Here is a 25509-nt window from a genome sequence, read left to right on the forward strand (position 1 = left end):
CACGATGAAATTCAAAGCCCTGCTGCTGGCCTGCGCCTGCCTGTTTCTGGTTGCCTGCGGTGGCGTCGATCCCGACTCGCCGCTGGGCCAGCGTCAGGCGCTGTTCAAGCAGATGCTCAAGGTCAGCGAGGATCTCGGTGGCATGCTGCGCGGGCGCATCGCCTATGACGAGGCCCGCTTCGTTGCCGGTGCGGCCGAGCTCGATCGCCTGTCGCGCGAGCCCTGGCAGCACTTTCCCGACGTCCGTGACGACGAGCGCAGCAAGGCCAATCCCGAGCTCTGGCAGCGCCAGGAGCAGTTCCAGCAGATGGCGCGCGACCTGGAACAGGCCACTGCCGCGCTGGTGCAGGCTACCGTCTCGCCGCCGCTAAGGCGTTCCCGGCTGGAGCCGGCGGTACGTGAGGTCGAGGACAGTTGCGAGGCCTGCCACAAGGCATTCCGCGCTTACTGATCGGCCCGCGCTTCGGCTTCGGCCTGCTCCAGCTCGGAGCGCGCCTCGGCCAGTTTGGCCTGACGCTTGGCGATCTTCTCCTGGTCGCCCTTGCCCATGGCGTCGCGCAGGTCCATCTCCCGCCGCTGCACCTCCTGACGTGCTTCTTCCACGCCGGCCAGGCGCTGACGGTGCAGCGAGGCTTCATCGCAATGGGCTTCGACATTGCCCAGGGCCCGGTGCAAGCCATCCAGTTCCTGCGAGTTGCCCTGCGCGCGGGCGGTCTCGATCTTCTCCTGCAGGATCTGGCGCTTGGTCGGGCAGTCGACGTCGACGTCGGCGTCGGCCTCGGCGGCCAGGAGAGGGGTGGCGTGCAGCCCGGCGGCCAGCAGCAGGCCGAGCAAGGTGGCTTGACGAATCATGGTGTTTCCTCGTGGGTGCCTATTTCGAGTGACCGTGGCAGATGCACGAGGTTCGGCCCAGGTGACCGATCACCTGGCCTGGTTCAGCTGCGTGGCGGGCCTGCTTGGGGCTGGAAACCGGCGACACCGGCCTGCTGCAGTTGCCTGCCCAGGCGCTGAACTTCGGGGTGGCTGAAGAACGCCAGCAGGCGATCGGCACCCTTGGGGCCGATTCCGGGGCGACGCAGCCAGTCGTCTCGCTGGCGCTCGATCAGGCTGGGCCAGTCGTCGAGCCCGCCGGCGTCGAAACCCGGAGGTGCGCCGAGGGCACGCAGCCATTGCCGCAGCGGTCGGTCCCTGGCCTGAGCGAAGGCCTGCTGCAGCTGTGCAGCGCGGTGCGGGCCGATGCCGGGCAGGCTCTGCAGCTGGGCCTGGTCCAGCTCCAGCCAGTCGAGCAGCCCCTGCAAGGGCAGACTGCTCCAGGTGCCCGGGCCCACCCCGCTCAGCGCCAGCCCCTGCTTGCTGCTCAGCCAGGCCAGACGGGCCTGGAACTGTTGCTGGCAGGACGGGCTGCTGCGCCAGCAGCTGAGGGCATGGTAGTCCGCGCTGCGCGGTACCTCGACCGGCGCCCGGTGCGGGCTGCGCCAGATCACGCTGTCCAGACGTGGGATGGTCAGGCCGGCCAGGCGGATCGCCACCTGGTCGCCGGGGCGGACGTCGAGGCTCTTCCAGGTCGGGACCGAGCCGAGGGCCACGCGGCTGATGCGCCTGTCGTCGAGATCGACCGGCTGCAGGCGTAGCACCGGCGTGATGCGCCCACTGCGGCCGATGCGAAAGTCCACGGCCTGCACCACCGCCAGCGCCTGACTGGCCGGGTACTTCCAGGCCACCGCCCAGTGCGGGGCCTCCGCCTGCCAGCGCGCGCCGGCGGGGCGCGTGCCCTGGCGCAGCACCACGCCATCGCTGGCGAAGGGCAGGCGATGGCGATACCAATGCTGACGCCATTGCCTGGCTTCTTCGACGCTGCGGATCGGCTTGCTGTAGTGCTGGCTGTCGGCGAAACCCAGCGCCTGCAGCTGGCTCAGGCGTTCGTCCATGCTCGCCGGGCCGTCCGGCCAGTCCCACACGAACAGGCCGATGGCGGCGCCGTCCGGGTCGCTCAGCTCGTGCCTGGCCATCATTCCGGCCACCTTGCCGCGCGCTCCGGCGCCGCCATCGCGCGCCTGCAGGTGATCCTCGAGGCGCCAGTACAGCTCGCCCTGCAGTACCAGGTCGAGCGGCTCGGGCAGCCGCGTCGGGACAGCAGGCAACTGTCGGGCGCGTGCGCTCCAGTCCTGGCCGTGGCGGCCGTCGCCACGGCTGATGGCCTGGTGCAGGCGGCCTTGCCGATAGACCAGGGTGACGGCCACGCCATCGACCTTGGGCTGGATCCACAGGTCGTCGCGACTGCCGATCCATTCGCCGATCGCCGCGTCGTTGAGCTTGCGCAGACCGGTTTGCGGGACGGGATGGGCGATTGGCCCTGCGCTGCCTGTGAGGGGGGCCGGCAGGGGCTGTCGTGCAGGCGCGAAGCATTGCTGCCAGCGCTGCAGGCGCTCGCGGGCCTGGTCGTAGAGCTCGTCGGCTATCGGCGAGCGGCCCTGGTTGTGGTAGGCGTCATCCCACTGCGCGATCTGTTGGCTGAGCGCCGCGAATTCCACCTGGGCGCGGCTGTCCGGCCAGTCGGGGCAGGGTTCGGCCAGGGCGATGAGGGGCAGGAGGAGCGGAGCGATCCAGCGCTTCATGGCAAGCATCCATGCTTGGGAGGTGGGATTGAGCCTAGACGAAACGGGTCTGAGGCGCGAATGGCGCAGGGCTCAGGAAGCGGTGTGCCGCCTGCCCGGCGCCCAACAAAAAGCCCCGCATGGCGGGGCTTCTGGGTTGTGCCGATGCCTTACAGGCCGGCCGCGGCGCGCAGGTCGGCAGCCTTGTCGGTGCGCTCCCAGGTGAAGGTGGTGAAGCTGTCTTCGCCCACGGTCTTCTGCTGCGGGGTACGGCCGAAGTGACCGTAGGCCGCGGTGTCCTGGTACATCGGGTGCAGCAGGTCGAGCATGCGGGTGATGGCGTAGGGACGCAGGTCGAACACCTCGCGCACCAGCTTGATGATGGTCTCTTCGCTGACCTTGTTGGTGCCGAAGGTGTTCACCGAAATCGAGGTCGGCTGGGCCACGCCGATGGCGTAGGACACCTGGATCTCGCAGCGCTCGGCCAGGCCGGCGGCAACGATGTTCTTGGCCACGTAGCGACCGGCGTAGGCCGCCGAGCGGTCGACCTTGGACGGGTCCTTGCCGGAGAAGGCGCCGCCGCCGTGGCGAGCCATGCCGCCGTAGCTGTCGACGATGATCTTGCGCCCGGTCAGGCCGCAGTCGCCGACCGGACCGCCGATGACGAACTTGCCGGTGGGGTTGATGTGGTACTGGGTGTCCTTGTGCAGCAGTTCGGCCGGCAGGGTGTGCTTGACGATCAGCTCCATCACCGCTTCCTGCAGGTCGGCCTGGCTGATTTCCGGGTTGTGCTGGGTGGACAGCACCACGGCGTCGATGCCGACCACCTTGCCGTTCTCGTAGCGGCAGGTGACCTGGGACTTCGCATCCGGGCGCAGCCACGGCAGCAGGCCGGACTTGCGCGCCTCTGCCTGGCGCTCGACCAGGCGGTGCGACAGCACGATGGGCGCCGGCATCAGCACGTCGGTCTCGTTGCTGGCGTAGCCGAACATCAGGCCCTGGTCACCGGCGCCCTGGTCTTCCGGCTTGGCGCGGTCGACGCCCTGGTTGATGTCCGGGGACTGCTTGCCAATGATGTTGATGATGCCGCAGGTGTTGCCGTCGAAGCCGACGTCGCTGCTGGTGTAGCCGATGTTGCAGATCACGTCGCGGACGATCTGTTCCAGATCGACCCAGGCGCTGGTGGTGACTTCGCCGGCGACGATGGCCACGCCGGTCTTCACCAGGGTTTCCACGGCCACGCGGGCGTGCTTGTCCTGGACGATGATGGCGTCGAGCACGGCATCGGAAATCTGATCGGCGATCTTGTCCGGATGCCCCTCGGACACGGACTCGGAGGTGAACAGGGAGTATTCGCTCATGGGTGGGTTCCTTGTGTGCCGTAACGGGTGGCAGGTCGCATGATGGGTTTGGCGAAGTGCCGTAACTGAATCTGAAAGCCGTTCTTCAGGCCGATGTAGAGGCTTTCGCCAGGGACCAGGCCGGCGGCCGTCGCCCAGCGCGCCAGATCGTCCTGTTCGAAGCCGAGCCAGAGATCGCCGCAGGCTTCCCTGGCCCAGCTCTGGTCATGGCTGCACAGCTCGCTGAGCAGCAGGCTGCCGCCGGGAGCGACCAGTCGCGCCAGTTGGCGAAACGCCTCGGCCGGCGTGGCGAGATGGTGCAGCACCATGTTCAGCACCACGCAATCGGCCGGCGGCTGCTCATCCTGCAGGGCGTCGGCCAGCTTCAGCTCGACGTTGGCCAGGCCTTCGGCGGCGCAGCGCTGGCTGGCCAGCTCGAGCATAGCCGGGCTGTTGTCCAGTGCGGTGACGCGGGTGAAACGGCGGGCCAGCTCGGGCAGGAAGGCGCCGTCGCCGGGGCCGATCTCCAGGGCACTGGCATCGGGCGTGAACTGCAGCGCATCGAGCAGCGCCAGCAGGCTGTCGCGGTATTGCGGCAGGCCGGCGATCAGGTCCTGCTGGGCCTGGAAACTGGCGGCCATGCGGGCGAAGAAGTCGCGGCTGACGGTGGCGCGCTGCTGATGCACGGTGGCGATGCGTGCCTGCACCTCGCCTGGCAGCGGCAGCTCGTCGATGTCGTCCAGCAGCGCCGCATGCAGGCGGCCGCCGGGTAGGGCGCGGCGGTAGAAGATGGCGTTGCCTTCGCGCCGCGTGGCCACCAGGCCGGCCTGGGCCAGCACCTTGAGGTGGTGGCTCATGCCGGATTGGCCGATGGCGAAGATCTGCGCCAGCTCCAGCACGCCGAACGAGTCGTTGCTCAGCGCGCGCAGAACGTTCAGGCGCAGCGCATCGCCGCCGGCCTTGCACAGGGCGGCGAGCTCGTCGCAGGGGTCGAAGTCCAGCTGGGGGGCGCGCAGGGTCATGGTGGCGCAGTCTAGTCGGTCATTTTTCATACAGCAACAGCAATATCAAAAAGTTTTGATATTGCTGTGTGGCTAGTGCGGCGGCTCGCTCAGCGCCAGAAAGGCCGCCGGCGCCGGGCTCAGGCTGGCACCGGGGCGCCACAGCACGTGCAGCTCGCGCTCGATCTGCAGGTCCAGCACGGTCAGGCGCTGCAGTTCGCCGCTGGCCAGTTCGCGCTCGACCACCCGCTGCGACAGCCAGGCGATGCCCTGGCCGTCGGCAAGCAGGCGCTTGAGCGCTTCGGTGCTGCCGATGGCCATGCCGGCGCGAGGCTCCAGACCATGGACGCGATAGGCCTGCTCGACGCTGGCGCGCGCGCCGGAGCCGGGTTCGCGCATGTACAGCGGGTAGGCCTGCAGCTCGCTGGCCTGCAAGGGCGCGGCTGTTCTGGCCAGCGGATGCCGGGGCGCCACCACCGGCAGCAAGGCGTCGCGAGCCAGCAGGCGATGGTCGTAATCGGCCTGGGCGAAAGGCCCTTCGACGAAGCCGAGGCTGATGCGCCCGTCATCCAGTTGGCGGGTCACCGCCTCGGTATTGCTCACCTCCAGGCTGACGAAGATCTGCGGATGCAGGGCGCGGAAGCGGCTGATCAGCGGCGGCAGCAGGTAGGCGCCGAGCGTGGCGCTGGCGCCCAGGTGCAGCTCGCCCTGCTCCAGCTGGGCGAAATCGCGCAGGTCGCGCTCGGCCGCCTGTTCCAGGACGAAGATGCGCCGCGCGTAATCGAGCAGACGCTGGCCGCCTTCGGTCAGCTGCACGCCGCGCGGCAGACGGTCGAACAGGCGCAGGTCGAGGCTGGCCTCCAGCTCCCGAATCTCCCGAGTCACTGCCGGCTGGCTGATATGCAGGCGCTCGGCACCGGCGCTGATGCTGCCGGCCTCGGCGACGGCGAGAAAGACCTTGAGGTGGTGAAGGTTCATGGCTTTGCATAAATAGAAGGCATGTTTTAGATGCTGAATATGTATTTTTCATATGGCAAGTCGATTCTTACCCTGTGCTCGTCATTCATGCCACGGGACCACCCGACTCATGCCGCGCCCCTTCAGCCGTCTGCCCGAGCCATTGGCCGTCATCCGCCACTTCACCCCCAGCTGGTTCGCCGTGACCATGGGCACCGGCGTACTGGCGCTGGTGGTCGCCCATCTGCCGTGGCAGCTGCCCGGCCTGCTGCTGTTGGCCGAAGGCCTGTGGTTGTTCGGCGTGGCGCTGTTCGCCCTGTTCAGCCTGCTGTTCATGCTGCGTGTGGCGCTGTTTCGCGAGACCATCGCGCCGATGCTGCTGCACCCGGTGCAGTCGATGTTCCTCGGCGCGATTCCCATGGGCCTGGCGGTGCTGATCAAGGGCCTGCTGCTGTTCGGTGCGCCGCGCTGGGGCGAGGGTGTCTACGCCCTGGCGCATGCGCTGTGGTGGCTGGATGCGGCGCTGGCGTTGCTCGGCGCGCTGCTGGTGCCCTACCTGATGTTCACCCGCCAGCACCATGCGCTGGAAAAGCTCACCGCGGTCTGGCTGCTGCCGATCGTCGCGCCGGAGGTGGCCGCCAGCACCGCGGGTTCGCTGGCGCCGCACCTGGCGGCGACTGACGCCCAGTTGTTGCTGGTGGCCGGCTTCGTCCTCTGGGGCGTGTCGCTGTCGCTGGCCTTCTCGCTGATTACTCTGGTGCTGCTGCGCCTGGCCCTGCACAAGCTGCCGGACACCGATTTCGCCGCCACCAGCTGGCTGCCGCTGGGGCCACTGGCCACCGGCTGCCTCGGCCTGCTGAGCATGGGCCAGGCGGCGCCCCTGGCCTTCGCCGGCACGCCGCTGAGCGGTGCCGCCGAGCTGGCCCGCGACCTCGGCCTGATCGGCGGTCTGGCCTTGTGGGGCGCCGGGCTCTGGTGGCTGGTGATCGCCACGCTGTTCACCCGGCACTACATCCGCGACAACATGCCGTTCAACCTCGGCTGGTGGGGCTTCACCTTTCCGCTGGGGGTATTCACCCTGGCCACCTTCGAGCTGCAGGCGCTGACCGGTCTGGCCTTCTTCGCCTTCGTCGGCGTGCTGCTGACGGTGCAGCTGGCGGCTGTCTGGTCGCTGGTGCTGAGCCGGACCCTGGCCGGAGTCTGGCATGGCGAACTGTTCCAGGCGCCCTGTCTGGGCGGCCCGGGCAGCCCCGCTGTCGGCGTGCTGAGCGAGCAGGCGAGCTGATTCGCGACGATCTACGACCATCTGTCATTGCCCCGCGGGGGCCGGCTGGGCGAAAATGGCCGTCTTTTTCGCCCCCTTCATCAAGAAGCAGCCCCCGTAGGAGATTTGAGCGATGCCCAGCCGTCGTGAGCGAGCCAATGCCATTCGTGCCCTCAGCATGGATGCCGTGCAGAAAGCCAACAGCGGCCACCCGGGTGCCCCCATGGGCATGGCGGACATCGCCGAGGTGCTGTGGCGCGACTACCTCAAGCACAACCCGAGCAACCCGAATTTCGCCGATCGTGACCGCTTCGTGCTGTCCAACGGCCATGGTTCGATGCTGATCTACTCGCTGCTGCACCTGACCGGTTACGACCTGGGCATCGAGGATCTCAAGCAGTTCCGCCAGCTGCACAGCCGCACCCCGGGCCACCCGGAATACGGCTACACCCCGGGCGTGGAGACCACCACCGGTCCGCTCGGCCAGGGCATCGCCAACGCGGTCGGCTTCGCCATCGCCGAGAAGGTGCTGGGTGCGCAGTTCAACCGCGACGGCCACCAGATCGTCGATCACTTCACCTACGTGTTCCTCGGCGACGGCTGCATGATGGAAGGCATCAGCCATGAAGTCTGCTCGCTGGCCGGCACCCTGGGCCTGGGCAAGCTGATCGCCTTCTACGACGACAACGGCATCTCCATCGACGGCGAGGTCGAGGGCTGGTTCACCGACGACACGCCCAAGCGCTTCGAGTCCTACGGCTGGCAGGTGATCCGCAACGTCGACGGCCATGACGCCGACGAGATCAAGATGGCCATCGACACCGCGCGCAAGAGCGCGGACCAGCCGACCCTGATCTGCTGCAAGACCACCATCGGCTTCGGCTCGCCGAACAAGCAGGGCAAGGAAGAGTGCCACGGCGCGCCGCTGGGCAATGACGAAATCGCCCTGACCCGTGCGGCCCTGAACTGGAACCATGGCCCGTTCGAGATCCCGGCCGAGATCTACGCCGAGTGGGACGCCAAGGCTGCCGGTGCTGCCGCCGAAGCCGCCTGGAACGAAAAATTCGCCGCTTACGCCGCTGCGTTCCCCGAGCTGGCTGCCGAGTTCAAGCGCCGTATCGCTGGCGAGCTGCCGGCCGATTTCGCCGAGAAGGCCGCCGCCTATATCAAGGACGTCGCCGAGAAGGGCGAGACCATCGCCAGCCGCAAGGCCAGCCAGAACGCGCTGAACGCCTTCGGTCCGCTGCTGCCGGAGTTCCTCGGCGGCTCGGCCGACCTGGCCGGCTCCAACCTGACCCTGTGGAAGGGCTGCAAGGGCGTCACCGAAGAGGACGCTGCTGGCAACTACCTGTTCTACGGCGTGCGCGAATTCGGCATGAGCGCGATCATGAACGGCATCGCCCTGCACGGCGGCTTCGTGCCGTACGGCGCGACCTTCCTGATCTTCATGGAATACGCGCGCAACGCCGTGCGCATGTCGGCGCTGATGAAGCAGCGCGTGCTCTACGTGTTCACCCACGACTCCATCGGCCTCGGCGAAGACGGCCCGACCCACCAGCCGATCGAGCAGCTGGCCAGCCTGCGCGGCACGCCCAACCTCGACACCTGGCGTCCATGCGACGCGGTGGAATCGGCGGTAGCCTGGAAGCACGCCATCGAGCGCGCCGACGGCCCCAGCGCCCTGGTGTTCAGCCGCCAGAACCTGCCCCACCAGGCGCGCGACGCCCAGCAACTGGCCGACATCGCCCGTGGCGGCTACGTGCTCAAGGACTGCGCCGGCGAGCCGGAACTGATCCTGATCGCCACCGGTTCGGAAGTCGCCCTGGCCATGCAGGCTGCCGCCAAGCTGGACGAGCAGGGCCGCAAGGTGCGCGTGGTTTCCATGCCGTCGACCAGCGTGTTCGACGCCCAGGACGCCGCCTACAAGCAGGCCGTGCTGCCGCTGCAGGTCGGTGCGCGCATCGCCATCGAAGCCTCGCATGCCGACTACTGGTACAAGTACGTGGGCCTGGACGGCCGCATCATCGGCATGACCAGCTTCGGCGAGTCGGCCCCGGCCCCGGCGCTGTTCGAGCACTTCGGTTTCACCGTCGAGAACATCGTCGTTACCGCCGAAGAGCTGCTGGACGCCTGATGCCTTGTCGCCCCTCTCCCGCTTGCGGGAGGGGGCCGGGAAGAGGGTTGTGGCTGTCGGCGGCCCTCTCCCCAGCTCTCTCCCGTCAACGGGCGAGGGGTTGAACTCCGAACCTGCGAGACACCATGTCCAACCGTCCCTACCGCGTCGCCCTCAATGGCTATGGCCGCATCGGTCGCTGCGTGCTGCGCGCGCTGCACGAGCGCGGCGCCGGGGCGGGCCTGGAAATCGTCGCGCTGAACGACCTGGCCGATCAGGCCAGCATCGAATACCTGACCCGTTTCGACTCCACCCACGGGCGCTTTCCCGGTGAGGTGAAGGTGGACGGCGACTGTCTGCACATCAACGGCGACTGCGTGAAGGTGTTGCGCCAGCGCGAGCCCGAGGCCATCGACTGGGCGGCGCTGGATATCGATCTGCTGCTGGAATGCTCCGGCCAGTACGTCACGCGTGCCGAGGCGCAGCGTTTCATCGACGCCGGGGCGCCGCGTCTGTTGCTGTCGCAGCCCATGGCCAGCGAGGCGGATATCGACGCCACGGTGGTCTACGGGGTCAATCAGGCCTGCCTGAGCGGCCGCGAGCTGCTGGTGTCCAACGCCTCCTGCACCACCAACTGCAGCGTGCCGCTGTTGAAACTTCTCGACGAGTCGGTGGGTCTGGAATACGTCTCCATTACCACCATTCACTCGGCGATGAACGATCAACCGGTTATCGATGCCTACCACCACGAAGACCTGCGCCGTACGCGCTCGGCCTTCCAGTCGGTGATTCCGGTGTCCACCGGTCTGGCCCGCGGTATCGAGCGCCTGCTGCCGGAGCTGGCCGGGCGCGTCCAGGCCAAGGCCATACGCGTGCCGACGGTGAACGTGTCCTGCCTGGACATCACCCTGCAGACCGCGCGCGACACCAGTGCCGCCGAGATCAACAGCGTGTTGCGTCAGGCCGCCGAGGCCGGTCCGCTCAAGGGCCTGCTGGCCTATACCGAGCTGCCCCACGCCAGCTGCGACTTCAACCACGACCCGCACTCGGCCATCGTCGACGGCAGCCAGACCCGCGTGTCCGGCCCGCGCCTGGTCAACCTGCTGGCCTGGTTCGACAACGAGTGGGGCTTCGCCAACCGCATGCTCGATGTCGCCGAACATTTTCTCGCTGTATCCACTTCCTCCGTACAACCAGCCCCCGTGAAGGACTGATGCCATGACCGTTCTGAAGATGACCGACCTCGACCTCGCCGGTAAGCGCGTGCTGATCCGCGAAGACCTCAACGTCCCGGTGAAGGATGGCGTGGTCAAGAGCGATGCGCGCATCCTCGCCTCGCTGCCGACCATCAAGCTGGCGCTGGAAAAGGGCGCGGCGGTGCTGGTCTGCTCGCACCTCGGCCGTCCGGAAGAGGGCGTGTACAGCGAGGAAGACAGCCTGGCGCCGGTCGCCGCCTACCTGAGCAAGGCGCTCGGCCGCGAAGTGCCGCTGGTCAAGGACTACCTCGGCGGTGTCGAGGTCAAGGCCGGTGAGCTGGTGCTGCTGGAGAACGTGCGCTTCAACAAGGGCGAGAAGAAGAACAGCGATGAGCTGGCCCAGCAGTACGCGGCGCTGTGCGACGTGTTCGTGATGGACGCCTTCGGTACCGCCCACCGCGCCCAGGGCTCGACCCACGGCGTGGCCAAGTTCGCCAAAGTCGCGTGCGCCGGCCCGCTGCTGGCCGCCGAGCTGGAGGCCCTGGGCAAGGCCCTGGACAAGCCGGCGCGGCCGATGCTGGCGATCGTCGCCGGCTCCAAGGTGTCGACCAAGCTCGACGTGCTCAACTCCCTGGCCGATATCTGCGACTCGCTGATCGTCGGCGGCGGCATCGCCAACACCTTCCTCGCCGCGGCCGGACTGCCGGTCGGCAAGTCGCTGTACGAGGCCGACCTGGTCGACACTGCCCGCGCCATCGCCGCCAAGGTCAGCGTGCCGCTGCCGGTCGACGTGGTGGTGGCCAAGGCCTTCGCCGAGGACGCCGAAGCCACCGTCAAGTCGGTCAAGGACGTGGCTGACGACGACATGATCCTCGACATCGGCCCGCAGACCGCCAAGCAGTTCGCCGAGATGCTCAAGGCCTCGCAGACCATCCTGTGGAACGGCCCGGTCGGCGTGTTCGAGTTCGATCAGTTCGGCAATGGCACCAAGGCCCTGGCCCTGGCCATCGCGGAAAGCCCGGCGTTCTCCATTGCCGGCGGCGGCGACACTCTGGCGGCCATCGACAAATACGGCGTGAGCGAGCAGATTTCCTACATTTCCACCGGCGGCGGCGCCTTCCTCGAATTCGTCGAGGGCAAGGTGCTGCCGGCAGTCGAGGTGCTGGAGCAGCGCGCCAAGTAAGGCTCGGGCAATCGGCGATGCGCCATGCGCGCCAGAGAGAGGCGCTGGCCTTTCCAAGTGAGCGGCGCATCGCCAAGGGGTTTCACCCGCTGGATTAAACCCTGGCGTGATCGGATGGTCTGTACAGACTGGACCATCGCACAAGGAGTCATGTCATGGAAAAGTGGGTCGCTCTTGCAGTCATGGGTGTTTTGCTGGCCGGTTGCGCCAGCGGTGGACGGGAAGCTGCCTGCGAGGTGTTCAGCCCCGCGCAGATCGACACGCCGACCACTCAGGATGATCAGCGTGTCGAGCAAAGCAGTGGCGAACCCACTGGCCCGGCAGCGGAACAGCGTTGCTGACAAGGAGAGGCAATGATCGGAATCAGATTGGCGGGACTTTCCGCCCTGGCAGTGCTGCTCGCTGCGTGCAGCAGTCAGCCCGCGGTGCCGGATCACTGGAATCGCTGGGTATGCGACAGCCAGGCCGAGGTGCAGTGGCGCTTCGCCAATGGCGGCTACGATCAGGTTGACCTGCGCCTGGGGGGCGACGACATCGTCTATCGCCTGACCCAGGAGCCGGCCGCGTCCGGCGCGCTGTACAGCGATGGACGCCTGTCGTTTCACACCAAGGGCGAGGAAGGCCTGGTCTACTGGACCGCGACCGACGATCTGATCGGTCGCGGCTGCAAGGCGCAGTAGAGCAGCGGCTTTAGACTTACAGCGGTATTCAAGCTTGAACCGAGCCTGCCCCTGCGGCAGGCTTGTACATTAAACAACCCAGATTGGGAGCTTCACCATGGCACTTATCAGCATGCGCCAGATGCTCGACCACGCCGCCGAATTCGGCTACGGCGTGCCGGCCTTCAACGTCAACAACCTCGAGCAGATGCGCGCCATCATGGAAGCCGCCGACAAGACCGATTCGCCGGTCATCGTCCAGGCCTCCGCTGGTGCCCGCAAATACGCCGGTGCGCCTTTCCTGCGCCACCTGATCCTGGCTGCCATCGAAGAATTCCCGCATATCCCGGTGTGCATGCACCAGGACCACGGCACCAGCCCCGACGTGTGCCAGCGCTCCATCCAGCTGGGCTTTTCCTCGGTAATGATGGACGGCTCGCTCAAGGAAGACGGCAAGACCCCGGCCGACTACGACTACAACGTCCGCGTCACTCAGCAAACCGTAGCCTTCGCCCACGCCTGCGGCGTGTCGGTGGAAGGTGAGCTGGGCTGCCTGGGCAGCCTGGAAACCGGCATGGCCGGTGAAGAGGATGGCGTCGGCGCCGAAGGCGTGCTGGACCACAGCCAGCTGCTGACCGACCCGGAAGAGGCGGCGGCCTTCGTCAAGGCCACTCAGGTCGATGCCCTGGCGATCGCCATCGGCACCAGCCACGGCGCCTACAAGTTCACCAAGCCGCCAACCGGCGACGTGCTCTCCATCGAGCGCATCAAGGAAATCCACAAGCGCATCCCCAACACCCACCTGGTGATGCACGGCTCCAGCTCGGTGCCGCAGGACTGGCTGGCGATCATCAACGAGTACGGTGGCGACATCAAGGAAACCTACGGCGTGCCGGTCGAAGAGATCGTCGAAGGCATCAAGCACGGCGTGCGCAAGGTGAATATCGACACCGACCTGCGCCTGGCTTCCACCGGTGCCATCCGTCGCTTCCTCGAGCAGAACAAGGCTGAGTTCGATCCGCGCAAATACTTCGCCAAGACCATCGAAGCCATGCGTGACATCTGCATCGCCCGCTACGAAGCCTTCGGTACTGCCGGCAACGCCTCGAAGATCAAGCCGATCTCCCTGGAAGGCATGTACAAGCGCTACGCCAGTGGCGAGCTGGCCGCCAAGGTCAACTAAGCCAGGCGCGCTGCACGAAAAACGCCGCGGCTCCTCACGGAGCCGCGGCGTTTTTTTATGGCCTGCGCTCGGGCCGTGTTACTTCGCCGAGCCGAGCAGCGAGCGGTGCTCGATGCTGAGCTGATCGAAGCGCGCGGCGCCGGCTTCGGTTTCATAGCCGGTGTTGTCCTGGGTGTAGACCCCGGCCTTGAAGTACAGGGGCCTCGCCGCCCAGGTCGGGTCCATCCGCGCGCTCCAGTTGATGCTGTTGAGGCTGATGGCCAGGGTGCCATCGGGCTTCAGGTTGATCACGTAGCGAAACGGCTGGTTCAGGCGGATGCCGCTGGCCACGGTCACGGTCTGGATGGCGGCGTCCGGGCTCGGACGGACCTTGGCGACGATGTTGCCATCGGCGGTCTTGGTCTTGTACTGGTACTCCAGCTTGAGCAGCGGCTCGGAACTCTTCAGGGCGTGAATCTGGCCGATGACGATCTTGCCGGTGGACGGCACCTGGCTGACGCTCAGCGACGCCCGCAGAAAATGGTCCGCCTCCGGGTAGGTCCAGTTGCGCAGGCGGCCGTCGGCAAAGGTTTCGCGCAGTTCGGTGCGGGGATACTTGGCGCTCTCGGTCGTGGTGCCATTGACCGGTGCCCAGAAGAAGATCGCACCTTCCTTGGACTGAAAATAGTGATCCTGGTAGCCACCGGCCAGTACGCGTGTCTCGATGGTGGTGGCGGGTACGCCCACTGGAACGCTGAGATTCCACATGGCGAGTTCGATCATGATCAAAGCTCCTGAAAGACGGAAACTTCAGTCGATGGCACATCTCATCCAGGAGTCAGTAACGGCTTACTTGGCGTTCCAGCGGGTGACACACGCGAACTAGAAGGGTGAGCAGGACTGCCCGTGACAGCAGAGCGGAAGTGCTCTGCTGGCGCGCTTTATAACGGCAATTTCGGGCATTGCGTGAGCACCGTTCGTCGCATTATTGACGTCAATATATGGTCGCAAAAAAGAGCGGTTCCAATAGGGCGTCCAATTGCCCGCAAGCCGGCGGTAACTGCGCTTAACCGACGGCTGCGCAGCGGCAGGTAAAACCCTGTAAAACACCTGGGGGCATGGGGCTTGGCGGGCTGCGCCATAATCCTCGAACTGTCGTTTCGGGAATGCCGTCACCCATGTCCAGCAAGCCTCGCCTGTTGCTCGCCTTCGTTCTCGCCGTGCTGCTGGCTGCGCTGCTCGCCTCGATCTTCCAGACCCAGACCAACCTCGCCGCGCTGCAGGCGCTCGGCGCGCCGATGCCGCTGCAGGTGCGCGTCGGCACCACCTGCCTGGACCTGCTCGGCTTCGCCCCGGTCTTCGCCCTACTGGCTGCACTGGGCTTTCTCTTCGCGCTGCCGCTGGCGACCTGGTGCGCGCAGCGCCTGCCGCCGCTGCGCTGGATGATCTTTCTGCTGGCCGGTGCGCTGGCGATCTGGGTGGCGCTGGCGCTGGCCAACATGTTGGCGCCCATGCCAACGCTGATCGCAGCCAATCGCACCCTGATCGGCACACTTGGCCTCATGGCGAGTGGCAGTGCTGGTGCCTTGCTGTTCGCTCTTCTGGCGCGGCGGGTGCGTTATCTGACGCAGCCGACGTCCTCCGATTTACCCTCATAAGGCCCCTTCCATGTCCAGACTCATTCGTGCGCTGCTGGTTGGCGCCCTGCTCGCCAGCGTGCCTGCGCAGGCGCAGGCCTATCGCATCGAGACTTTCAGCGAAGGACTGGAACACCCCTGGTCGCTGGCCTTCCTGCCGGACGGGCGCATCCTGGTGACCGAGCGGGTCGGCCGCCTGCGTATCGTCGAAGCCGACGGCAGCCTGGACCCGGACCCGGTGGCCGGGCTGCCGGAGATCTTCGTCGCGGCGCAGGCCGGTCTGATGGAGGTGGCGCTCGACCCCGACTACGTCAGCAATCGCTGGCTCTACCTCAGCTACGCCCATGGCACGACGCAGGCCAACAACACACGTCTGGCCCGCGCCCGGCTGGTAGACGACGAATTGCGCGACTTCGAAGTGCTGTTCACCGCCCAGCCGCTCAAGGCCGGGGCTTCCCACTATGGCGGGCGTATCGCCTTTCTCGCCGACAAGACCCTGGTGCTGACCCTGGGCGATGGTTTCGACTGGCGCGAAGAGGCGCAGAACCCCGGCAACCACCTGGGCAAGATCGTTCGCCTCAATCGCGACGGCAGTGTGCCGGCGGACAACCCGCTGGTGGGGCAGACCGGCGCCGCGGCGGAAATCTACAGCCTCGGCCACCGCAATGTGCAGGGCATCGTCTTCGACGCCGAGGCCGGGCGCCTGTACAGCCACGAGCATGGCCCGCGCGGTGGCGACGAGCTGAATCTGATCGAGGCCGGCACCAATTACGGCTGGCCGTTGGCGACCTTCGGCATCGACTACACCGGCGCGCGGGTCAGCCCCTACACCGAGTTGCCGGGCCTGACCCAGCCCTTGCTGCACTGGACGCCTTCGGTGGCGCCCGCGAGCCTGACCCAGTACCGCGGCGCACTGTTCCCGGACTGGCAGGGCGACCTGTTCGCCGCCACCCTGGCCGAGCGCAGCGTGCGCCGCGTGCGCCTGCACGAGGGGATGCTGGCGGGCGAGGAGATTCTGTTCGAGGAGCTCGGCGAGCGCATCCGCGATGTGCGTGCAGGCCCGGATGGCGCGCTCTATCTGCTGACCGACAACGCCGATGGTCGTCTGCTGCGGGTGGTGCCCGGCGACTGAGCGGGCTGCGTCATCCGTTACACTGGAGGCCTTTGATGAGTTCGGATCGGTCGCGTTGAAATATCTCCAGGGTTATCCCGTCGCCTTGCAGCAACAGGTTCGCCAGCTGATCGCCGATGATCGACTGGGCGACTACCTGGCGCAGCGTTACCCCGGCCGCCACGAGGTGCAGAGCGACAAGGCGCTGTACGGCTATGTGATGGCGCTCAAGCAGGAGCATCTGAAGAACGCGCCGGCCATCGACAAGGTGCTCTACGACAACCGCCTCGACCTTACCCATCGGGCGCTGGGTCTGCACACGGCGATCTCGCGGGTGCAGGGCGGCAAGCTCAAGGCGAAGAAGGAAATCCGTGTCGCTTCGCTGTTTCGCGACGCGGCGCCGGCCTTCCTGCAGATGATCGTGGTGCACGAGCTGGCGCACCTGAAGGAGGCCGAACACAACAAGGCCTTCTACAAGCTCTGCGATCACATGCTGCCGGGCTATGCGCAGATCGAGTTCGACCTGCGCATGTACCTGACCTGGCGCGAGATGACGGGCTCGGCATGAAAGCGTGCAAGATCACCGGCACGACGCGACCGTAGGGTGCGCTAGGCGCACCACGGACATCGTCCTTTCACTCGAGGTGCGCACGGCGCACCCTGGATGCTCAGCCGTGCAGGCGCACGTTGAGCTGGTCGACCACCGGTGCCCAGTCGGCGTCTTCGAGAATTTCCTCGCGTAGCAGCGCGGCCTGCGCCGGCGTCCAGAACGGGGCCTCGGACAGCTTGCACGCGTCCGGCAGCGGCGAGTGGGTGCTGATGAAGGCGTTGATGCTGGCGGCATCGTCGGGCAATCCGAGTTGCTTGAACAGCGCGGGCAGGCTGTGGACGGGCGCTTCCATGGTGGGCTCTCCAAACGTGGGGTTCATGGTTAATTACCCAACCCTAGCTCAGATAGTTCCCTTCACTCGGCCGCCAGCACTTCGAATAGCTGCAGTCGCTTGCCCATCGGCAGATTGATTTCATCGCCGGGGCGTTTGCCCAGCAACAGGTGCCCCAGCGGAGCGGCATTGCCCAGCACCTGGATGCTGCGCCCGGCGTGCCGCAGCTTCATGCTGGCGCCCTGCGGGCCGAGAAACAGCCACTGTTCGTGGCCGTCCTCGCCGGCCAGCAGAACCAGCGCGCCCAGTTCGATGCCCTGCGCTTCGTCGAAGGGGCGCGGGCGCAGCTGGCGCCAGGTGATCAGCGTCTGGCGCAGCTCCTCCACCCGCCGCGCCTGGCCGCTGGCCAGATAGGCGGCCTCCAGGCCAAGGGTGTCGTACTTGTTCTCGGCGACGTTCTCTTCATGGGTGGCCGCTTCGTGGGCGCTCAGGGCGGCCAGGTTGGCCTGCTCGAGATCGGCCTGCAACTGGCTGAGCACGGCTTGCAACAACAGGGTCTTGTTCATGTGGCGGTTTCGCTTGCAAATGGCGCGGTTATCCCAGGCCGACGGGCGGCTGTCCAGCGCGTCAGTCCGGTTCGGCGGTGAGGTGCACGCGGTTGCGTCCGGTGGCCTTGGCTCGATACATCGCGGCGTCGGCCCGGCGGATCAGCGCGGTGGCGTCGTCCTCGCCGTGATAGAGGGCGATACCGATGCTCGCGCCCACGCGCACGGCCCGTTCTTCCAGATAGATGGGCGTGTCCAGCCCCTCCAGCACGCGCTTGGCCAGGTCGCGGGCGTCTGCGGCCGTTTGCACGTTCTCGCAGATCACCACGAACTCGTCGCCGCCCAGGCGCGCCGGCAGGTCGGCGTCGCGCAGGTAGTGCCTGAGGCGCCGGGCAACCTCGGCCAGCACCTGATCGCCGAAACCGTGACCGTACTGGTCGTTGACGGGTTTGAAGCCATCGAGGTCGATCAGCATCACCGCCAGCAGTTCGTTGCGCCGCTGACTGCGGGCGATGGCCTGTTCCAGGTGCTGCTGCAGCGCGGTGCGGTTGGCCAGGCCGGTCAGCGGGTCCTGCAGCGCCAGTTCGCTGAGGCGCTGGTTGGCCAGCTCCAGCGCCAGGGTCCGCTCGGTGACGCGTTTGGCGAGGATCTGCTCGTTGAGCTGCAGGGCGGCCTCGCGCTGGCGCTTGAGCTCGTTGAAGCGGGCCGCCAGGGCGAACGACAGCAGGATCATCTCCAGGCCCGAGCCGATCTGCATGGCGTACAGGGTGATGAAGTTCGACGGGATCAGGGCGAAGTTGCGCAATGCCAGCAGCACCGCGCCGCTCAGCAGCATCAGCCAGGCCAGGGCGAACAGACGCGCACCGGGCACCCGGTAGCCGACGCAGACGAAGCTGGTGAGCAGCAGCGTCAGGGTAACGATCAGGCCGGTCAGCGACATGGTCTGCAGGGCCGTCTGCACCGGCAGGAGCAGGGTGGCGAGCACGGCCAGCAGGGTGGCGCCGCACAGTACCTGCAGCACCCGGTCCCAGCGCGGCAGCCACTGCCGGGTATCCAGGAAACTGCGCGCGAACACCACGGCGAGCAGCGCCGCCAGGGTCAGGCTGACCGGCAGCATGCGATTGCTCCAGGGCGCGGCATGCGGCCACAGGTATTGTGCACCGAGGCCGTTGAGCGACAGCACGCTGACGGCGAAGGCGAACATGAACAGCACGTAGTTGAGGAAGGGGCGTTCGCGCAGGGCAAGAAACAGCAGCAGGTTGTACAGCCCCAGGGCGGTGAGCACCCCGCAATACAGGGCATGCACCAGGTAGCCCTTCTGACTGTGCTGCTCGAAAGCGTGGGCCGACATCAGCTCACCGCTCAGGGTCATGCTGCCGCGCGAGTCGGCGCGCAGGTAGAGGGTGCGTTGCTCGCCCGGTCGCAGGACGATCTCGAACACCGGGTTGCGATGGCCGACGCTGCGCTGAGCGTAGGGCACGGTATCGCCGCTGCGCGATTCGCGCACGCCGTCGGCGCCCACGTCGTACAGCCGTACCTCGTCCAGTGAGGCGTAGTTCAGTTCGAGGCGCCAGGAGAGCGTTGCGGCCGCGCTGGACTGCAGCGGCAGGCGCAGCCAGACCACGCCCGGCACGTAGCCGAAGCTGAGGTCGCGGCGCTCGCTGGAGGGGCGAAACGGGGCGTTGGCGCGGCTGACGTCGAGCAGCGACAGGTCGGCCTGTGGATCGTCGAGAAAATCCACCAGCCCGTGCAGATTCCGCGGTGGCGTGGTCTCGTCCAGCATCAGGCCAGCCCAGGCCTGCGGGCCGGCCAGCAGCAGACAGAGCGCCAGCAGCAGGCTCGGCAGCGAGACCGGCAAGGTGCGCGACGAAGATGGGCTGGCGGACATGGCGGTGCCTGGGTGATAGGCCTGCTCGAATACTCGCAGAAAGCTTTGTCGGCCTGCTAGTGCCCCTCAGCCGTCCTTGTGCAGATGGGCGCCGAGGGTGCGCAGCGGCGCCAGTTGCCGGCAGATCAGCGCCAGTTGGGTCTGCACCAGGCGCTGGCGTTCATCGGCGTCGTCGGCGATCTGCTCCAGGGCCTGGGCCAGTTCCTGCTCTTCGTCGCTGTGAATCGCCAGCGGGCGTTCGCCGCGCAGGCCCGCGGCGATCTCGTCGAGGCTGGCGGCGAGGTGCTCGGCCTGTTCCAGCAACTGCGCCTGGACGGCCTGCGGCAGCTGTTCGCCACGGTGCGCGCCGAGTGCGGAGAGGTAGCTGAGCAGGGTGTGCGACAGCACCAGAAAGCGAAAGCCCAGATCGGCGTCCTTACGGAAGTGCCCCGGTTCCATCAGCATGTTGCCGAGCGTGGTGGATAGCGCCGCGTCGGCATTGTGGGCATTGCGCCGGGCCAGGCGATAACCGAGGTCGTCGCGTTTGCCGTGGGCGTACTGGGCGATGATCTGGCGCAGGTAGGCGCTGTTGCAGCTCAGGGTGTTCGCCAACATGCGCCCCAGGCGCCGGCCCTGCCAGTCCGGCAGGATCAGGAACACCGCCAGGCCGGCGATCAGGCCGCCGAGCAGGGTATCGATCAGGCGTGGCAGGAACAGGCCGTAGCCATCGCCGATCTGGTTGAAGCAGAACAGCACCAGCAGGGTGATCGCCGCGGTGGCCAGGGTGTAGCGGGTGGCGCGGGTGGCGAAGAAGGCCACCCCGGCGACCACGGCGAACAGCGCCTGGATGCGCGGATCGGGGAACAGGTCGAACAGCGCCCAGCCGATTCCCAGGCCGAGCAGGGTGCCGAGAATGCGCTGCACCAGCTTCAGGCGCGTGGCGCCGTAGTTCGGCTGGCAGACGAACAGGGTGGTCAGCAGGATCCAGTAGCCCTGGGTCGGGTGGATCAGGTGCAGCAGGCCATAACCCGCAGCCAGGGCGATGGACAGGCGCAGCGCATGGCGAAACAGCAGCGAGGTGGGCGTCAGCTGCTGGCCGATGCGCTCGATGACCTCGCGCAGCGAATGCGGTTCGCGATCCAGCAGGCTGCTGTCCTGTTCCTCGGCCAGGGCGTCGGGGTTGCTGGCGTTGCCGAGCAGCTGGTCGAGCGTGGCCAGGTTGCCGGCCAGCGCGCCCAGCGAGCGCAGCAGGCGGCGCCAGGCCGGGTTGCTCTGCAGATGCAGGTGGTCGAGGGAGGCGTGCAGATCTTCCAGGGCCTGACTGCACAGCTCGCGGTATTCGAACGGCTGGCGCAGCTCGATGGCGGTGGCCAGCCGCTGACAGGCCTCGCCATGCAGGCGCAGCAGGCGCTGGCAACGAAACAGCACGTCGCTGTGGAAGAAGGCTTCGGCCAGTTCGTTGTAGGGGTAGTGCGAGGAGCTGGCGCGCTCGTGGATGTCCTGGGCGAGGAAGTACAGCTTCAGGTAGCGATTGACCTTGGGCGCCGGGCGGGCGCCCCCGACCCGGTGCAGGATGATTTCCTTGGCCGCGTTGAGGGCCGACACCACCCGTCCGTTCTGCTGCGCCAGCTCCAGGCGGCGCTGCTCCACGTCCAGCTGGCGCAGTGGCTCGAACAGCGCCGCCTTGAGCTTGAGGTACTTGCCCAGTTCGCGAAACAGCCGGGCCAGGGCGAGCTGCACCGGCTGGTGGGCGAACAGCGCGTGCCAGATCACCGACAGCAGGCCGTACCAGGCGGCGCCGGCTACCAGCAGCAGCGGCTCCAGCCACAGACCGGCAACGCCGCCGCGCTGTTCCAGGCCGATCATGCTGTACACGGCGAGGATCAGCGTGCCCGAGCCGAGGGTGGCGAAGCGCTCGCCGAGCGCGCCGAGCATGGTCAGGCAGAAGGCGGAACAGGCCAGGGCAACGACGAACAGCCAGGGGTAGGGAAAGAGGAACTCCACCGCATAGGCCGCCGCACTGAAGCACACCAGGGTCACCAGCACGGTGCCCAGGCGGCCCTGCCAGCTGTCGTCGGTCTCGGTCAGGGCGCTGGCGATGATGCCGAGAAACAGCGGAATCAGCCCGTGCACCCAACCCTGCCACCAGCACAGCGCCAAGGCTCCGGCCAGGGCGATGAATACCCGCAGGCTGGCGCTGAACTTGTCCAGCGCCCAGAGGCGGCGCAGCGTTTGGCTGAGGTGAGGGCGAGGCATGGGTGACCTGGGCGGAAAAGATGTGAGCAGCCTACCGGAACTGGCCTGCCGCTGGGTATCCGTCTGCGAGCCCTGGCGGCGGTTCGCGACCTCGGCGCCAGCACCGCTGCCCTTACATGCCCTGTAGCACATCCGTCCGCGCGGGCGCGGGAGCCCCTGGGGGCGTGGACTATGCTCAGAAAGGGACCGCCGCCACGGGTTCGGTATCAATGCGGTTCCCGGGAGTCGAACGTGTTGCCTGGCTGGTTGCGTCTGTGTCTGTGTGCCCTGATCCTCTGCGCATCGGGGGGGGTGAGTGCGGCGCCGGGGGCGGTGGTGCAGTTGCAGGTGGACGGCGTGATCGGCCCGGCCAGCGCCGACTATCTGGTGCGCGGCCTGGCCAAGGCGGTGGACGAGGGCGCGCAGCTGGTGGTGATCGAGATCGACACCCCCGGCGGGCTGGATACCGCCATGCGCGCCATCATCAAGGCGATTCTCGCCAGCCCCATCCCGGTGGCCAGCTACGTCGCGCCCGGTGGCGCGCGGGCGGCCAGCGCCGGTACCTACATCCTCTATGCCAGTCATGTCGCGGCCATGACGCCGGGCACCAACCTCGGCGCCGCCACACCGGTGGCCATCGGCATGCCGGGAGCGCCGAGCCAGCCCGAGGGGGATGACAAGGCCGAGAAGGACAAGGCCACGCAAGGCGATAAGGGGACGGGCGATGCCATGACCGCCAAGCAGGTCAACGACGCCGCCGCCTATATCCGCGGCCTGGCCAACATGCGCGGGCGCAATGCCGAGTGGGCCGAGCAGGCTGTGCGCGAGGCCGTCAGCCTGTCCGCCGAGGAGGCGCTGGAGCAGAAGGTGATCGACTACCTGGCCAGGGACACGGCCGATCTGCTGCGCCAGCTCGATGGCAAGACCCTGCAGGCCGCGGGCGTCGAGCGGACCCTGGCCACTGCCGGCGCGCCGCTGATCAGCCACGCGCCGGACTGGCGCACCCGGCTGCTGGCCGTGATCACCAACCCCAGCGTGGCGCTGATCCTGATGATGATCGGCGTCTATGGCCTGTTCTTCGAATTCTCCAATCCCGGCAGCGGCGTCGGTGGCGTGCTCGGCGGCATCAGCCTGGTACTCGCCCTCTATGCCCTGCAACTGCTGCCGGTGAACTACGCCGGGGTGGCGCTGATCCTGCTCGGCATCGCCTTCATCACCGCCGAGGCCTTCCTGCCCAGCTTCGGCGTGCTCGGCATCGGCGGGGTGGTGGCCTTCGTCTTCGGTGGGCTGATCCTGATCGACACCGACGTGCCGGGCTTCGGCATCCCGCTGGCGCTGATCATCACCCTGGCGCTGGTCAGCGCCGCGCTGATCCTGGCCATCGTCGGCATGGCGCTCAGGGCCAGGCGACGTCAGCAGGTGGCCGGTGACAGCGGTCTGGTCGGCAGCCTGGTGGCCATCGCCGCGGTGCGTGAGGACGATCCACGCGCCGGTTGGGTGGCACTGCAGGGCGAACGCTGGCAGGTGCAGGGCGCTGCGCCGCTGCAGCCCGGGCAGCAGGTACGAGTCACCGCGCGCGAGGGCGTGCATCTACAGGTCAGCGCGGTGGATGAGCCGCCGCCCCGAGGAGGTAACTGATGGGTTTCGAATTGAGTTTTCTGTCACTGGCAATCATCGTCCTGGCCCTGCTCGCCTCGGCGTTTCGCATCCTGCGCGAATACGAGCGCGGCGTGGTGTTCCAGCTCGGCCGCTTCTGGCGGGTCAAGGGGCCGGGGCTGATCCTGGTCATCCCCGGTCTGCAGCAGATGGTGCGGGTGGACCTGCGTACCCTGGTGCTGGACGTGCCGACCCAGGACGTGATTTCTCGCGACAACGTCTCGGTCAAGGTCAATGCGGTGGTCTATTACCGCGTGCTCGACCCGCAGCGGGCGATCATCCAGGTCGAGGATTACCACTCGGCCACCAGTCAGCTGGCACAGACCACCCTGCGCGCCGTGCTCGGCAAACACGAGCTGGACGACATGCTCGCCGAGCGCGAGCGGCTCAACGTGGACATCCAGCAGGTGCTCGACGCGCAGACCGATGCCTGGGGCATCAAGGTGGCGAACGTCGAGATCAAGCACGTCGACCTGGATGAGTCGATGGTGCGCGCCATCGCCAGGCAGGCCGAGGCCGAGCGCGAGCGGCGGGCCAAGGTGATTCACGCCGAAGGCGAACTGCAGGCCGCAGAGAAGCTCATGCAGGCCGCCGAGATCCTCGGCCGGCAGAGCGGCGCCATGCAGCTGCGCTACATGCAGACCCTGGGCAGCATCGCCAGTGACAAGAGCTCGACCATCGTCTTCCCGCTGCCGGTGGAGCTGTTGCAGGGAATAGCCGAGAAGAAGTAGCTGCGGCGCAGGGCTATCCCCTGAAAATGGTGATGAAAACGGATGGCTGACTGCCAGGTCTTTCCTAGACTTCGATAAGGCAACGCACCCTTCCAGCGGAGGTCGTTATGCGCATCGGCGTACCCAAGGAAATCAAGAATCACGAATACCGCGTCGGCCTCACCCCGCAGTCAGTGGCCGAACTTGCCGCGCTGGGTCATGAGGTCTGGGTGGAGACCCTGGCCGGCGCTGCCATCGGTTTTGCCGACCAGGATTACCGCGAGGCGGGTGCGCAGATCGCCGCGAGCGCGGGCGAGGTGTTCCAGCAGGCGCAGTTGATCGTCAAGGTCAAGGAGCCGCTGGCGGTGGAGCGCGCCAAGCTGCGCCCGCATCACACCCTGTTCACCTACCTGCACCTGGCTCCGGATCGAGCGCAGACTGAAGAGCTGATGGCCGGCGGTGCCACCTGTATCGCCTACGAGACGGTGACCGACGCCCAGGGGCGCCTGCCGTTGCTGGCCCCCATGTCCGAGGTGGCCGGGCGCATGTCGATCCAGGCCGGTGCCAGCTGCCTGGAAAAGGCCCGTGGCGGCCGCGGGGTATTGCTGGGCGGCGTGCCCGGTGTGGCGCCAGGCAAGGTGGTGATCCTTGGCGGCGGCGTGGTTGGCAGCCATGCCCTGGCGATGGCCGTGGGCCTGGGGGCGGATGTCACGGTGCTGGACAAGAGCGTCGATGCCCTGCGCCGGCTCGATTCGCTGTACGGCAGCCGCATCACCACCCTCTATTCGACCCGCGCCGCGGTGCGTGAGCAGGTGCTGGCGGCCGATCTGGTGATCGGCGGGGTGCTGATCCCCGGCGCCGCCGCGCCCAAGCTGATCACGGCGGAAATGGTGCGGCAGATGAAGGCCGGCGCGGTGCTGGTGGACGTGGCCATTGACCAGGGCGGTTGCGCCGAAACCTCGCGTGCCACCACCCACGCCGAGCCGACCTACGTGGTCGACGAGGTGGTGCACTACTGTGTGGCCAACATGCCCGGCGCGGTGGCGCGCACCTCGACCCTGGCGCTGAACAACGCCACCCTGCCGTTCGTCATAGCGCTGGCGCAGAAGGGCACGCGCCGGGCCCTGGAGGAGGATGCGCACCTGCTGGCGGGGCTCAACGTGGCCAAGGGCGTGATCACCTGCGGCAGCGTGGCCGAGGCTCACGGTTTGCCGTTCCAGTCGGCGGCCGGGGTGCTGGAGCATCTGTAGCGGCCTGGCGGCGGTTTGTCGCTGCGCACCGATTAGGGCGATGCTGGTGGGCAGGATGCATCTCGAGCGTTGGTGCGCACGGCGCACCCTACGGGCGCCGATCCGTAGGGTGCGCTGCGCGCACCACCTGCGCGAACGGTGGTAAATG

The 25509-nt window shown here is 67.2% G+C and carries 24 protein-coding genes; 14 read left to right on the top strand and 10 right to left on the bottom strand.

Annotated features, from left to right (window positions below; translation table 11 throughout):
* Positions 1–4: 4 nt before the first annotated feature.
* Entirely contained in the window at positions 5–451 is a 447-nt protein-coding gene (locus tag L1F06_RS02415; protein ID WP_004373090.1) for a c-type cytochrome, read from the top strand.
* Here L1F06_RS02415 and L1F06_RS02420 read toward each other — a convergent pair.
* The 5 genes from L1F06_RS02420 to L1F06_RS02440 all read right to left on the bottom strand — a co-directional run bounded on the left by L1F06_RS02420 (position 445) and on the right by L1F06_RS02440 (position 5913).
* Positions 445–852 carry a DUF1090 domain-containing protein gene (locus tag L1F06_RS02420; protein WP_129481935.1) on the bottom strand — a complete coding sequence of 136 codons (408 nt, stop codon included), beginning with the start codon at positions 850–852 and terminating at the stop codon, positions 445–447. The genes L1F06_RS02415 and L1F06_RS02420 overlap by 7 nt on opposite strands.
* Before the next feature lie 83 nt (positions 853–935).
* A complete protein-coding gene (ligB, locus tag L1F06_RS02425; protein WP_129481934.1) occupies positions 936–2615 on the bottom strand; it encodes an NAD-dependent DNA ligase LigB in 1680 nt (559 codons plus the stop codon).
* 149 nt (positions 2616–2764) lie between these two features.
* Positions 2765–3955 (bottom strand): methionine adenosyltransferase, encoded by a 1191-nt coding sequence (gene metK, locus L1F06_RS02430; protein ID WP_004373084.1) that lies wholly within the window; start codon positions 3953–3955, stop codon positions 2765–2767.
* Positions 3952–4956 carry an ArsR/SmtB family transcription factor gene (locus L1F06_RS02435; protein WP_129481933.1) on the bottom strand — a complete coding sequence of 335 codons (1005 nt, stop codon included), beginning with the start codon at positions 4954–4956 and terminating at the stop codon, positions 3952–3954. Before L1F06_RS02435 ends, metK begins: the two co-directional genes overlap by 4 nt.
* Before the next feature lie 72 nt (positions 4957–5028).
* A complete protein-coding gene (locus L1F06_RS02440) occupies positions 5029–5913 on the bottom strand; it encodes a LysR family transcriptional regulator (RefSeq protein ID WP_129481932.1) in 885 nt (294 codons plus the stop codon).
* A gap of 109 nt (positions 5914–6022) precedes the next feature.
* Here L1F06_RS02440 and L1F06_RS02445 point away from each other — a divergent pair, with 109 nt between their 5' ends.
* The 7 genes from L1F06_RS02445 to fba all read left to right on the top strand — a co-directional run bounded on the left by L1F06_RS02445 (position 6023) and on the right by fba (position 13490).
* Positions 6023–7177 carry a TDT family transporter gene (locus tag L1F06_RS02445; protein WP_129481931.1) on the top strand — a complete coding sequence of 385 codons (1155 nt, stop codon included), beginning with the start codon at positions 6023–6025 and terminating at the stop codon, positions 7175–7177.
* 112 nt (positions 7178–7289) lie between these two features.
* Positions 7290–9290 carry a transketolase gene (gene tkt, locus L1F06_RS02450; protein ID WP_004373075.1) on the top strand — a complete coding sequence of 667 codons (2001 nt, stop codon included), beginning with the start codon at positions 7290–7292 and terminating at the stop codon, positions 9288–9290.
* Positions 9291–9415: 125 nt separating this feature from the next.
* Entirely contained in the window at positions 9416–10483 is a 1068-nt protein-coding gene (gene epd, locus L1F06_RS02455) for an erythrose-4-phosphate dehydrogenase (RefSeq protein WP_096827590.1), read from the top strand.
* 4 nt (positions 10484–10487) lie between these two features.
* A complete protein-coding gene (locus tag L1F06_RS02460) occupies positions 10488–11648 on the top strand; it encodes a phosphoglycerate kinase (RefSeq protein ID WP_129481930.1) in 1161 nt (386 codons plus the stop codon).
* A gap of 155 nt (positions 11649–11803) precedes the next feature.
* The gene (locus tag L1F06_RS02465; protein WP_041772788.1) at positions 11804–11989 is read left to right on the top strand and encodes a hypothetical protein; all 186 of its coding nucleotides are present in this window, start codon (positions 11804–11806) and stop codon (positions 11987–11989) included.
* Between the two features lie 12 nt (positions 11990–12001).
* Positions 12002–12328 (top strand): MliC family protein, encoded by a 327-nt coding sequence (locus L1F06_RS02470; RefSeq protein ID WP_129481929.1) that lies wholly within the window; start codon positions 12002–12004, stop codon positions 12326–12328.
* Positions 12329–12425: 97 nt separating this feature from the next.
* Positions 12426–13490 carry a class II fructose-bisphosphate aldolase gene (fba, locus tag L1F06_RS02475; RefSeq protein WP_004373068.1) on the top strand — a complete coding sequence of 355 codons (1065 nt, stop codon included), beginning with the start codon at positions 12426–12428 and terminating at the stop codon, positions 13488–13490.
* Between the two features lie 78 nt (positions 13491–13568).
* On the opposite strand, the gene L1F06_RS02480 is transcribed toward fba, so the two are convergent.
* Positions 13569–14252, bottom strand: a complete 684-nt coding sequence (locus tag L1F06_RS02480; protein WP_129481928.1) for a polysaccharide lyase family 7 protein — start codon at positions 14250–14252, stop codon at positions 13569–13571.
* Positions 14253–14647: 395 nt separating this feature from the next.
* Here L1F06_RS02480 and L1F06_RS02485 point away from each other — a divergent pair, with 395 nt between their 5' ends.
* Genes L1F06_RS02485 through L1F06_RS02495 form a run of 3 tightly spaced genes read left to right on the top strand, consistent with a single transcriptional unit; the run spans position 14648 to position 16785 of the window.
* Positions 14648–15127: a hypothetical protein gene (locus L1F06_RS02485; protein ID WP_129481927.1), complete on the top strand. Its 480-nt coding sequence runs from the start codon at positions 14648–14650 to the stop codon at positions 15125–15127.
* Between the two features lie 10 nt (positions 15128–15137).
* Positions 15138–16238: a PQQ-dependent sugar dehydrogenase gene (locus L1F06_RS02490; RefSeq protein ID WP_129481926.1), complete on the top strand. Its 1101-nt coding sequence runs from the start codon at positions 15138–15140 to the stop codon at positions 16236–16238.
* Positions 16239–16293: 55 nt separating this feature from the next.
* Positions 16294–16785, top strand: coding sequence for a YgjP-like metallopeptidase domain-containing protein (locus L1F06_RS02495; RefSeq protein WP_004373059.1), 492 nt, complete (start codon positions 16294–16296; stop codon positions 16783–16785).
* Between the two features lie 100 nt (positions 16786–16885).
* Here the strand turns inward: L1F06_RS02495 and L1F06_RS02500 are convergent, their stop codons facing one another.
* The 4 genes from L1F06_RS02500 to yccS form a co-directional block, all read right to left on the bottom strand.
* Entirely contained in the window at positions 16886–17119 is a 234-nt protein-coding gene (locus tag L1F06_RS02500; protein WP_004373057.1) for a DUF2789 domain-containing protein, read from the bottom strand.
* Between the two features lie 62 nt (positions 17120–17181).
* On the bottom strand, positions 17182–17664 hold the full coding sequence (locus L1F06_RS02505; RefSeq protein WP_096827585.1) for a GreA/GreB family elongation factor: 483 nt from the start codon (positions 17662–17664) through the stop codon (positions 17182–17184).
* 61 nt (positions 17665–17725) lie between these two features.
* Entirely contained in the window at positions 17726–19531 is a 1806-nt protein-coding gene (locus tag L1F06_RS02510; protein WP_129481925.1) for a diguanylate cyclase, read from the bottom strand.
* Positions 19532–19597: 66 nt separating this feature from the next.
* A complete protein-coding gene (gene yccS, locus L1F06_RS02515; protein ID WP_011920708.1) occupies positions 19598–21766 on the bottom strand; it encodes a YccS family putative transporter in 2169 nt (722 codons plus the stop codon).
* Between the two features lie 234 nt (positions 21767–22000).
* On the opposite strand from yccS, the gene L1F06_RS02520 reads away from it, so the two are divergent.
* The 3 genes from L1F06_RS02520 (at position 22001) to ald (ending at position 25361) form a co-directional block, all read left to right on the top strand.
* Entirely contained in the window at positions 22001–23383 is a 1383-nt protein-coding gene (locus tag L1F06_RS02520; protein WP_252576769.1) for an NfeD family protein, read from the top strand.
* On the top strand, positions 23383–24132 hold the full coding sequence (locus L1F06_RS02525; protein ID WP_004373048.1) for a slipin family protein: 750 nt from the start codon (positions 23383–23385) through the stop codon (positions 24130–24132). The genes L1F06_RS02520 and L1F06_RS02525 overlap by 1 nt, the downstream gene beginning before the upstream one ends.
* A 107-nt stretch (positions 24133–24239) precedes the next feature.
* On the top strand, positions 24240–25361 hold the full coding sequence (ald, locus tag L1F06_RS02530; RefSeq protein ID WP_129481923.1) for an alanine dehydrogenase: 1122 nt from the start codon (positions 24240–24242) through the stop codon (positions 25359–25361).
* Positions 25362–25509 lie beyond the last annotated feature (148 nt).

It is taken from the genome of Pseudomonas hydrolytica (assembly GCF_021495345.1).
GTDB classification, from domain to species: Bacteria; Pseudomonadota; Gammaproteobacteria; order Pseudomonadales; family Pseudomonadaceae; genus Aquipseudomonas; species Aquipseudomonas hydrolytica.

What these genes read in the sequence shown, in the direction of transcription:
- L1F06_RS02480 (WP_129481928.1), bottom strand. Translation starts at nt 14,252, where the DNA reads ATGATCGAACTCGCCATGTGGAATCTCAGCGTTCCAGTGGGCGTACCC.
- L1F06_RS02505 (WP_096827585.1), bottom strand. Translation starts at nt 17,664, where the DNA reads ATGAACAAGACCCTGTTGTTGCAAGCCGTGCTCAGCCAGTTGCAGGCC.
- L1F06_RS02500 (WP_004373057.1), bottom strand. Translation starts at nt 17,119, where the DNA reads ATGGAAGCGCCCGTCCACAGCCTGCCCGCGCTGTTCAAGCAACTCGGA.
- L1F06_RS02525 (WP_004373048.1), top strand. Translation starts at nt 23,383, where the DNA reads ATGGGTTTCGAATTGAGTTTTCTGTCACTGGCAATCATCGTCCTGGCC.
- metK (WP_004373084.1), bottom strand. Translation starts at nt 3,955, where the DNA reads ATGAGCGAATACTCCCTGTTCACCTCCGAGTCCGTGTCCGAGGGGCAT.
- ald (WP_129481923.1), top strand. Translation starts at nt 24,240, where the DNA reads ATGCGCATCGGCGTACCCAAGGAAATCAAGAATCACGAATACCGCGTC.
- fba (WP_004373068.1), top strand. Translation starts at nt 12,426, where the DNA reads ATGGCACTTATCAGCATGCGCCAGATGCTCGACCACGCCGCCGAATTC.
- L1F06_RS02485 (WP_129481927.1), top strand. Translation starts at nt 14,648, where the DNA reads ATGTCCAGCAAGCCTCGCCTGTTGCTCGCCTTCGTTCTCGCCGTGCTG.
- L1F06_RS02435 (WP_129481933.1), bottom strand. Translation starts at nt 4,956, where the DNA reads ATGACCCTGCGCGCCCCCCAGCTGGACTTCGACCCCTGCGACGAGCTC.
- L1F06_RS02415 (WP_004373090.1), top strand. Translation starts at nt 5, where the DNA reads ATGAAATTCAAAGCCCTGCTGCTGGCCTGCGCCTGCCTGTTTCTGGTT.
- tkt (WP_004373075.1), top strand. Translation starts at nt 7,290, where the DNA reads ATGCCCAGCCGTCGTGAGCGAGCCAATGCCATTCGTGCCCTCAGCATG.
- epd (WP_096827590.1), top strand. Translation starts at nt 9,416, where the DNA reads ATGTCCAACCGTCCCTACCGCGTCGCCCTCAATGGCTATGGCCGCATC.
- L1F06_RS02465 (WP_041772788.1), top strand. Translation starts at nt 11,804, where the DNA reads ATGGAAAAGTGGGTCGCTCTTGCAGTCATGGGTGTTTTGCTGGCCGGT.
- yccS (WP_011920708.1), bottom strand. Translation starts at nt 21,766, where the DNA reads ATGCCTCGCCCTCACCTCAGCCAAACGCTGCGCCGCCTCTGGGCGCTG.
- L1F06_RS02445 (WP_129481931.1), top strand. Translation starts at nt 6,023, where the DNA reads ATGCCGCGCCCCTTCAGCCGTCTGCCCGAGCCATTGGCCGTCATCCGC.
- L1F06_RS02420 (WP_129481935.1), bottom strand. Translation starts at nt 852, where the DNA reads ATGATTCGTCAAGCCACCTTGCTCGGCCTGCTGCTGGCCGCCGGGCTG.
- L1F06_RS02490 (WP_129481926.1), top strand. Translation starts at nt 15,138, where the DNA reads ATGTCCAGACTCATTCGTGCGCTGCTGGTTGGCGCCCTGCTCGCCAGC.
- L1F06_RS02460 (WP_129481930.1), top strand. Translation starts at nt 10,488, where the DNA reads ATGACCGTTCTGAAGATGACCGACCTCGACCTCGCCGGTAAGCGCGTG.
- L1F06_RS02510 (WP_129481925.1), bottom strand. Translation starts at nt 19,531, where the DNA reads ATGTCCGCCAGCCCATCTTCGTCGCGCACCTTGCCGGTCTCGCTGCCG.
- ligB (WP_129481934.1), bottom strand. Translation starts at nt 2,615, where the DNA reads ATGAAGCGCTGGATCGCTCCGCTCCTCCTGCCCCTCATCGCCCTGGCC.
- L1F06_RS02440 (WP_129481932.1), bottom strand. Translation starts at nt 5,913, where the DNA reads ATGAACCTTCACCACCTCAAGGTCTTTCTCGCCGTCGCCGAGGCCGGC.
- L1F06_RS02470 (WP_129481929.1), top strand. Translation starts at nt 12,002, where the DNA reads ATGATCGGAATCAGATTGGCGGGACTTTCCGCCCTGGCAGTGCTGCTC.